Annotated in this window: 7 protein-coding genes; 4 read left to right on the top strand and 3 right to left on the bottom strand. The window is 66.8% G+C overall.

Translation table 11 applies throughout. The features are described from left to right. Positions 1–129: 129 nt before the first annotated feature. Genes H9638_RS16500 through H9638_RS16490 form a run of 3 tightly spaced genes read right to left on the bottom strand, consistent with a single transcriptional unit; the run spans position 130 to position 2,987 of the window. Positions 130–1,464: an N-acetylglucosamine-6-phosphate deacetylase gene (locus H9638_RS16500; RefSeq protein WP_191749286.1), complete on the bottom strand. Its 1,335-nt coding sequence runs from the start codon at positions 1,462–1,464 to the stop codon at positions 130–132. 48 nt (positions 1,465–1,512) lie between these two features. Then, positions 1,513–2,244 (bottom strand): glucosamine-6-phosphate deaminase, encoded by a 732-nt coding sequence (locus tag H9638_RS16495; protein WP_191749284.1) that lies wholly within the window; start codon positions 2,242–2,244, stop codon positions 1,513–1,515. A gap of 8 nt (positions 2,245–2,252) precedes the next feature. Continuing rightward, positions 2,253–2,987, bottom strand: coding sequence for a FadR/GntR family transcriptional regulator (locus H9638_RS16490; protein ID WP_191749282.1), 735 nt, complete (start codon positions 2,985–2,987; stop codon positions 2,253–2,255). 205 nt (positions 2,988–3,192) lie between these two features. On the opposite strand from H9638_RS16490, the gene H9638_RS16485 reads away from it, so the two are divergent. From H9638_RS16485 to H9638_RS16470, 4 genes are all read left to right on the top strand, one after another. Next, a complete protein-coding gene (locus tag H9638_RS16485) occupies positions 3,193–4,803 on the top strand; it encodes an ABC transporter substrate-binding protein (protein ID WP_191749280.1) in 1,611 nt (536 codons plus the stop codon). A gap of 71 nt (positions 4,804–4,874) precedes the next feature. Beyond that, positions 4,875–5,834, top strand: a complete 960-nt coding sequence (locus tag H9638_RS16480) for an ABC transporter permease (RefSeq protein ID WP_191749278.1) — start codon at positions 4,875–4,877, stop codon at positions 5,832–5,834. Between the two features lie 2 nt (positions 5,835–5,836). Further along, on the top strand, positions 5,837–7,957 hold the full coding sequence (locus H9638_RS16475) for a dipeptide/oligopeptide/nickel ABC transporter permease/ATP-binding protein (protein ID WP_191749276.1): 2,121 nt from the start codon (positions 5,837–5,839) through the stop codon (positions 7,955–7,957). Further along, entirely contained in the window at positions 7,954–8,763 is an 810-nt protein-coding gene (locus tag H9638_RS16470; protein ID WP_191749274.1) for an ATP-binding cassette domain-containing protein, read from the top strand. The genes H9638_RS16475 and H9638_RS16470 overlap by 4 nt, the downstream gene beginning before the upstream one ends. The last annotated feature ends 7 nt before the right edge of the window (positions 8,764–8,770 follow it).

The following is an 8,770-nucleotide window of genomic DNA, read 5'->3' as shown; positions in this document are numbered from 1 at the left end:
GACGGCACCTTGTTCGAAGACCCCGTGCCCAAGAACCTGCCCTCAGCCGCTTGACGAAAACCATAGAGGCACCCCCCTGGCTGGACTGGCCCCTTGGGCTGGCGGCCGGGAGGCGGGACAACCCGGCGGTCAGGCCAGCTGCGGGGCCAGCCACCGGCCCCGGCGCATCACGCGGGCAGGTTCAAGACCCGGTCCGAGCACCAGGAGGTCGGCGGCGGCTCCCGCGGCAAGAACGCCAATCTCCTGGCCGCGGCCCAGGACCCCCGCCGGCACTGCGGCAGCCGCGGTGACGGCATCAGTGAGGCTGACTCCGGCAGCGACCGTGTTGCGGACCAGGTCGAGCATGGTGGCCGTGCCGCCGGCAATGGATCCGGTTGAAGCAAGCCGGGCAACCCCCTGCTGCACCGTCACTTCGGCGGGTCCCAGCTGGTACTGCCCGTCGGCCAGGCCGGCGGCCGACATGGAATCCGTGACCAGGGCAATGTTTTCCGCACCCAGCAGGTCGAACATGGTGGCCACGAGGTAGGGGTCCAGGTGTGTGTTGTCCGCGATGAGCTCCACCGCCGCAGCACCGGCTTTCGCGGCGCGCAGGCAGGCGGACAAGGCCCCGGGCGCCCGGTGGTGCATGGGGTCCATCCCGTTGAACAGATGGGTGACGGTGGGCCGGGCAGCCGGCTGAGGAACACCGGACGCCGCGAGGAACTGCCGCGCCAGTGCCAGCGACTGCGCGGCTGCCTCCGGCGAGCAGGCCGTGTGTCCCAGCGAAGGCACCACACCATTCTCCGCCAGAAGCTCCACCAGGGCATCGGCTCCGGGCAGTTCAGGTGCATAGGTCATGGTGCGCAGCTGGCCACGCGCCGCACCGATGAACTCCCGTGCCAGGCCGAGGTCCGGATCGCGCAGCAGCTTGGGATCCTGGGCACCGCAGCGCGCCTCAGCAAGGAACGGCCCCTCCAGGTGCAGGCCGGCTACCAGGCCTTCCTCTGCCAGGTCCGCGAGCAGGGCGAGCTGCCGCAGGAGTGTCTGCGGGGCAGACGTCACCAGGCTGGCCATTACGGTGGTCGCCCCCGTGGCGTGCAGTGCTTCAACGGCCTGGCGCGCCTGGTGCGCATCCGCACCGGAAAAGTCGACGCCGTACCCGCCGTGGCAGTGCAGGTCCACCAGTCCGGGAACCATCACCTCGCCGGCAGCAAGCTCCACGATGACGTCGCCCGGGCGGGTCACCACGCCTGCACCCGGCCCCACATAGCTGAGTTCCTCGCCGTCAACTACAACTGCACCATCCGCCAGGGCCTGTGTCCCGCTAACACCATCCCCCCTCGCCTCAGGTCCACGCAGCACGGTCCCACGCAGCACAGTGCGCACCCGCTCACCCGAAGCGGGCCCGGCCTGCGCGAACGCACGGCCGGGTGCCGGGGAAGGCTGCGCCGGGGTATGGGGAGGCTTTGCCTGGTTGACGGTCATGCGTGGCCTTTCGGTGGGAGCGGCGGGTCGGCTGAAGCAGCGGCGCCGCTAGAGCAGTGACGCCGCCTCGGCGTCGGCCAGAACAGTGACCCGGCTGTGCAGCTGCAGGACGGATGCCGGGCAATCCCGGCTCACCGGACCCTTCAGCGCGGCGCGGAGGGCCTCCGCCTTGCCGGCGCCCTGGGCGATGAGGAGCAGGTGCCGGGCCGCCAGGATGGTGCCCAGCCCCTGGGTAAGGCAGTGCGTCGGAACGTCTTCGGGAGAGTCAAAGAACCGCTGGTTGGCGCTGCGGGTGTCCTCGGTGAGGGTTTCCAGCCGGGTGCAGGAATCCAGTGCTCCGCCGGGTTCGTTGAAAGCCAGGTGCCCGTTGCGCCCGATCCCCAGGATCTGCAGGTCGATTCCGCCGGCTTCCGCGATCTGCTGTTCGTACCGGGCACAGGCGGCCTGGTGGTCCCCGGTGTGCGGGTTGGGCAGGTGGACCGTCCGGGGATCAAGGCCGAGGGGTTCGATGATTTCGCGGCGCAGCACCTCCGCATAGCTCTCGGGATGGCCCTGCGGCAGCCCCACGTACTCGTCGAGCGCGAACCAGGTGGCGCTGCCGAAGTCCCGGGGACTGGCGGCCAGCGCTTGATACAACGGCGACGGCGACGAGCCGGTGGCAACTCCGATTACCGGCTTGGGCCGCGCTGCGAGCGCTTCAAATACACAGTCCGCGGCTGCCGGACCGAGGTCTTCGGGTGCCAGGCGTTGAACTGAGACGGCGGCGGTACCGCGCAGCATTCGAGTATTCACGGAGCATCACGCAGCTTCGCCAGCTGGGCCCGTATTCCGTCGAAGTGCCGCCGCAGCCGTTCGGCCGCCAGCTCCTTGTCTCCTGCCTTGACGGCCTCGACGATGCCGCGGTGGACGGCGGCGTTTTCCATCAGGTTGACCTGCTCCCCGCCCAGTTCATGGTGGATCTGGCGGTAGACCTTCCAGAAAACGGACATCAGGTTGGAGAGCAGCTCATTGCCGAGGGGTTCAAAGAGCTGGTAGTGGAACTTCTCATCGACTTCGGTGAACGTCTTTCCGCTCGCCGCCGCGGTTTCCATGGCCCGGACCGTTTCCTCGATCTCCGCCAGGTGCTCCGGCGTCCACAGGTCCATCGCTTCACCGATCAGCCCGGCCTCGAGTGCCTGCCGGACATCCACCAGCTGCAGCGCCTCTTTGCCTTCATGCCGCAGGGAGAGCCGGCCACGGAAGGTCAGTCCGTCCGCCAGGGCATCGAAGTTCGCCGGGGCCACAAACATGCCGTAACCGTGCCGGATCTCCACAACACCCAGGGCCTGGAGCACTTTGAGGGCTTCCCGCAGCGTGTTCCGGCCGATGCCCAGCGCCGCAACGAGCTCCGCTTCGGTGGGAAGGGCGTCTCCGGCCTTCAGGTCACGCTCGAGAATCAGCTCCATAATGTCGGCCTGCAGCGCCCGCGAGCGGTTTTGGGCGCTGAACCGGGCCGCCGGCGGTGAGGCGTAGGGCAGGCTCATGGGTCCTCCTGGGACAACGGAAAAGGTGGGCAAGCGGCCTTGCGGTACCCGCATGCTCACAGGATATAGGATGTCCTATCTTTACGACAGGGTTGTTGATTCTTAATTGTGATTCGCTTGACGTTCTGTTGTGAGGAACCTTACAGTTCTGAACAAGCATCGGACATCCTACGTCCGATAAGTGACATGGATGGCGAGGCAATAGATGAGCAAGTCTTTTGAAACCGGCGCGCTGCTGAACGACTCAAGCCGCCGCAATTTCCTCAAGCTGGCGGGCGTCATGGGTGCCGCCGCAGCTTTCGCAGGCACGATTTCGGCCTGCAGCCCCGGTGGAAGCCCGGCCACGGGCGGCAGCGCTGCCGCCGCTGAAGGCACGGGATCGATCGAGGCCGGCATTTCCTACCAGCTCTCAACCGGGTTTGACCCCATGCTCTCCACGGGAGCCACCCCCCTGGCCGCGAACCTGCACGTGTTTGAGGGCCTGACCGAACTTCACCCGGCAACCCGGGAACCGTACCTGGCACTGGCGGCAGCAGAGCCGGTCAAGGTCGATGACACCACGTACGAGGTGAAGCTCCGCAGCGGCGCGAAGTTCCACAACGGCGATCCGGTCACCACGGAAGACGTTGTCTTCTCCTACGAGCGGGTCCTCGACCCGGCGAACAAGTCGCTGTTTGCAGGGTTCATCCCCTTCATCGACGCTGTGACCGCCAAGGACGATTCCACCGTCCAGTTCAAGCTCAAATACCCGTTCCCGGGTTTCAGCCCCCGTATTTCCGTCATCAAGATCGTGCCGAAGGCCGTTGTGACCGCAGATCCCGCGGGCTTCGACCTCAAGCCGGTCGGCTCCGGACCCTACAGCCTGGTTTCCGCGGTCAAGGAAGACCGGATCGTCTTCAAGAAGTTCGACGACTACAACGGCAAGTACCCGGCCCGCGTGGCGGACATGACCTGGCTGCTGCTGGCCGATCCGGCCGCCCGTGTGGCTGCCGTTCCGTCCCGGACCCAGGCCATTGAGGACGTCCCGTACCTGGATGTGGACCAGCTTGCCGGCAAGGTCGAGGTGGAGTCCGTTCAGTCCTTCGGCCTGCTGTTCCTGATGTTCAACTGCCAGAAGTTTGCCGACAAGCGCGTCCGCCAGGCACTGCACTACGCCATCGATACCGAGGCCGTCATTACCAAGGCGCTGCTGGGCAACGCCACCCCGGCGTCGTCCTACTTCCAGGAGGGCCACCCCTCCTACACCAAGGCTGCCGGTGTGTACGGGTACGACGCCGAGAAGGCCAAGTCCCTGCTCAAGGAGGCCGGCACAGAGAACATCAGCATCACGCTGACCTCCACCGACACCGGGTGGGTAACCCGCGTGGTGCCGCTGATCAAGGAATACTGGGACGCCATCGGCGTCACCACCACCCTGGAAATCCTGCAGTCCGCGGCGGTCTACGCCCCGGAGAAGGTGGGCGGCAAGAACTTCGATGTGCTCTGCGCACCGGGTGACCCCTCGGTCTTCGGCAACGACGGCGACATCCTGCTCAGCTGGTTCTACCGCGGTGCCACCTGGATGGAAAACCGCGCCGGCTGGAACACCACCCCGGAGTACGCGGATGTCCAGGCCAAGCTGGACGAGGCCGTGCAGCTCGATGCCGACAAGGCCAAGGCCATCCACGGCAACGTAGTGGACATTGTCTCCGAGGAAGTCCCGCTGTACCCGCTGTTCCACCGCAAGCTGCCCACCGCCTGGGACGGCAACGCGCTGGACGGCTTCCAGCCGCTGCCCACGACCGGTGTCTCCTTTGTTGGAGTCGGCCGCAAGTAACGGCACATCCCCGGCGGGGCGCCCCCAACGGCGCCCCGCCGGACTTTTTTCCTGCGCATTGGAGTAATCGAGTGACAATGTTTATCCGCCTGCTTGGGCGCCGGCTTGCTGCCCTGCCGATCATGCTGCTGGGCGTGACGGTCATGGTGTTCATCGTGCTGTCCGTGGTTCCAGCAGACCGCGCCACCGCCGTTCTGGGCGAGAACGCCAGCGAGGAAGCCAAAGAGGCCTGGCGCGAAGAACGCGGCCTTAACGCTTCACTGGTCGTCCAGTTCCTGCGCTACCTGGGCGGCGTTATCCGGCTGGATTTCGGCGTCACCAATCCGCCCGAAGAGTCCGTGGCCACCAAAATCGCCTCCGCCTTCCCGGTCACCCTGCAGCTGACCTTCCTGGGCATCGTGCTGGCCGTTGTCCTGGCCCTCACGCTCGGCATCACCGCCGCCCTGTACCGGGACCGCTGGCCGGACCAGGCCATCCGCATCTTCTCCATCGCGGCCATCGCCACCCCGTCCTTCTGGCTGGCGATCCTGCTGATCCAGTGGTTCGCCCTGCCTGAGGGATCCATCTTCCCCACCGGCGGGCTGGCCTGGGCAGAACAGTACGGGTTCGTGGGCTGGCTCTACTCCATGGCCCTGCCGGCACTGGCCCTGGGCATTCCCGTCTCGGCGTCACTCATCCGCGTGGTGCGCACCTCCATGGTGGAGGAGCTGGACCGCGACTACGTCCGCACCGCCATCGGCAACGGAGTCCCCTACCGCACCGTGGTGGCCCGCAACGTCCTGCGCAACGCCCTGGTCACCCCGGTCACCGTGCTGGGCCTGCGCGTCGGCTACCTGCTCGGCGGCGCCGTCGTCATCGAAAAAATCTTCAGCCTCAACGGCATGGGCGACCTGATTGTGGTGGGCCTGACGACGTCGGACACCAACCTGGTCCAGGGCGCGGTGCTCACCATCGCCGTCGCCTTTGTCCTGGTCAACATTGTGGTTGACCTGCTCTACCTGGCCATCAACCCCCGAATCCGGACGGTGTAACCATGCGCAACTCACTGGCCGAACGGCTCAGCAATACCGGAGCACGCTTCACCGCTCTGAACCTCAGTTCCAAACTCGCCCTCGGATTCCTGGCGTTTATTGTCCTGGTCGCGATCGTCGGGCCCTTCTTTGCCCCGTTCGGCGAGAACGAATCCAGCGCACCCGTGCTCCCGCCGAGCAGCGAGCACCTCTTCGGCACCGACGGCTCCAGCTACGACGTGTTCTCCCGCCTGCTCTACGGAGCCCGGGTGTCCATCGCCATCGGCCTCGGCGCCGTCGCCCTGGCCCTGATCCTGGGCTCCATCCTCGGCGCCGTCGCCGCGACGTCGCGCAAGGCCGTGAGCGAAACCGTGATGCGCATCCTCGACATCATGATGGCCTTCCCCGGTATCGCTCTGGCCGCCGCCCTGCTGTTCGCGCTGCGCGACCACTCACTGAACCTCTTCGGCTCCACCGTTCCGGTGATCATCCTCGCGATCGCCATTGTTTACACCCCGCAGCTGGCCCGCGTGGTCCGGGCGAACGTGCTGGCCCAGTACGGTGAGGACTACGTCCGCGCCGAGCGCGTGATCGGCGCCAGCCGCACCTACATTCTGCTCAAGCACATCGCCCGCAACTGCGCCGCCCCCGTGCTGGTCTTCGCCACCGTGATGGTCGCCGACGCCATCATCCTGGAAGCCTCCCTGTCCTTCCTGGGCGCCGGCGTGCAGCAGCCCGCCGCATCCTGGGGCAACGTGATGGCAGACGGCCGCAACGTCGTCTTCAGCGGCTCCTGGTGGCCCACCACCTTCGGCGGCATCACCATCCTGCTGACCGTCCTGGCCCTGAACATCCTCGCCGAAGGGCTGACCGATGCCATGGTCAACCCGAGGATCCGCAAGCCCCGGAACGGCGCACAGGCACCTGCCGCCGTGGAGGCCGTTGCCACCGCCGCCCAGCCCTCCGCCCTGGATGCAGCCGGTACCTCGCTGACAGAGTCCGACGGCGGCCGGCCGGCCGCGGAAGAAGCCCAGACCTCCCTGGGCGCCAACGTTCACAAACCCGGCTCGTTGGAAGCCCTCGCCGCCGAGCTGGAAATGCTCGCCGCCGTCGAGGCGTCCCGCACCGACCGGCTGCCCGCCGTGGCCGCGGACGCCCCGGTGATCCTGGAAGTGAAGGACCTCTCTATCCGCTTCCCGGAACGCTACGGCGACACCGCCATCGTGGACCGGGTCAGCTTCACCGTCCGCGAGGGCGAAACCATGGGCCTGGTCGGCGAATCGGGCTGCGGCAAGTCCATCACCTCCCTGGCGATCATGGGCCTGCTCCCCCGCACCGCACAGCTCACCGGGTCCATCCGGTTCAACGGCAAGGAACTGCTCACCAATGATCCGAAGGAGCGCGACCAGCTCTACAAGGGGCTGCGCGGCGAGCAGATCGCCATGGTCTACCAGGACGCGCTGAGCTCCCTGAACCCGTCCATGCTCATCAAGGACCAGATGGCCCAGCTCACCCGCCGCGGCGGCCGCAAGAGCCCCCGGGAACTGCTGGAGCTGGTGAAGCTGGATCCGGACCGCACCCTGAAGAGCTACCCGCACGAGCTCTCCGGCGGGCAGCGCCAGCGCGTGCTGATCGCTATGGCGCTCTCCCGTTCCCCGAAGATCGTCGTCGCCGACGAACCGACCACCGCGCTGGACGTCACCGTGCAGAAGCAGGTGGTGGACCTGCTCAACGAACTGCGCGAGCAGCTCGGCTTCGCGATGGTGTTCGTCAGCCACGACCTGGCCCTGGTGGCCTCGCTGGCCCACCGGGTCACGGTGATGTACGCCGGGCAGGTGGTTGAGTCCGGGGACGTTCCGGACCTGCTGGGCGACCCCCGGCACGAATACACCCGCGGCCTGCTGGGAGCGGTACTGTCCATCGAGGCCGGCGCCGAACGCCTGCACCAGATCCAGGGCACCGTCCCCTCCCCCCGGGATTTCGCCCCGGGCGACCGCTTCGCCGAGCGGTCGCTGCGGCCCGACGCCGATCCGAACCAGGTCCTGGAGTTTGTCCAGGTGGGCGAAACCAACCACTACTGGGCCAGCCATGAGACAACCGGCGACCTCGTGGAAACCGGCACAAGCGCAAGGCAGGAAGCATGAGCACGGAGAGCAGCACCAGCCCGGTCCTGGAACTGAAGGGCATCAAGGTCCATCACCGGGCCCGCACCGGATCCCTGTTCCGGCCGAACATCGTCAAGGCCGTGGACGGGGTGGACTTCACGGTGCGGCGCGGTGAAACCGTGGGTATCGTGGGTGAATCCGGCTGCGGCAAGTCCACACTGGCTTCCGTCCTGGTGGGGCTGCAGGAGCCCACGGCAGGGGAAGTCCTCTTCCAGGGAACCAAGGTCAGCACCCGGGCCTCCTCCTCGAAGAAGACCTTCGGCCGCGCCGTCGGCGTGGTGTTCCAGGACCCGGCCACCGCCCTGAACCCGCGCATGACCATCCAGGACATCCTGACCGACCCGCTCCAGGTGCACGGCATCGGCAACCAGCAGACCCGGCTGGCCAAGGTCCGGGAACTGCTGAGCCTGGTCGGCCTGCCGCAGTCCGCGGCCGAGGTCACCCCGCACCAGGTGTCCGGCGGCCAGCGCCAGCGCGTCGCCATCGCCCGGGCGCTGTGCCTGGATCCGTCGGTGATCGTGGCGGATGAGCCGACGTCGGCCCTGGATGTTTCGGTGCGTGCGCAGGTCCTGAACCTGCTTTCCGACCTGAAGCGGGAACTGAACCTCGGCATGGTCTTTATTTCGCACGATATCCAGACCGTCCGCTATGTCTCGGACCGGATCTGCGTGATGTATTACGGGCGCATTGTCGAGGAAGGCCCCGCCCGCGAGGTCTTCGACCGGCCCACCAACGATTACACCAAGAGCCTGCTCGGAGCAGCGCCCAGCCTTTTGCACATCTAGAACTAGA

Origin of the sequence: Arthrobacter pullicola (genome assembly GCF_014836875.1) — a bacterium.
GTDB lineage: Bacteria > Actinomycetota > Actinomycetes > Actinomycetales > Micrococcaceae > Arthrobacter_B > Arthrobacter_B pullicola.
The sequence above is the reverse complement of the archived record's forward strand: the minus strand, read 5'-3'. Positions and strand labels throughout refer to the sequence as shown.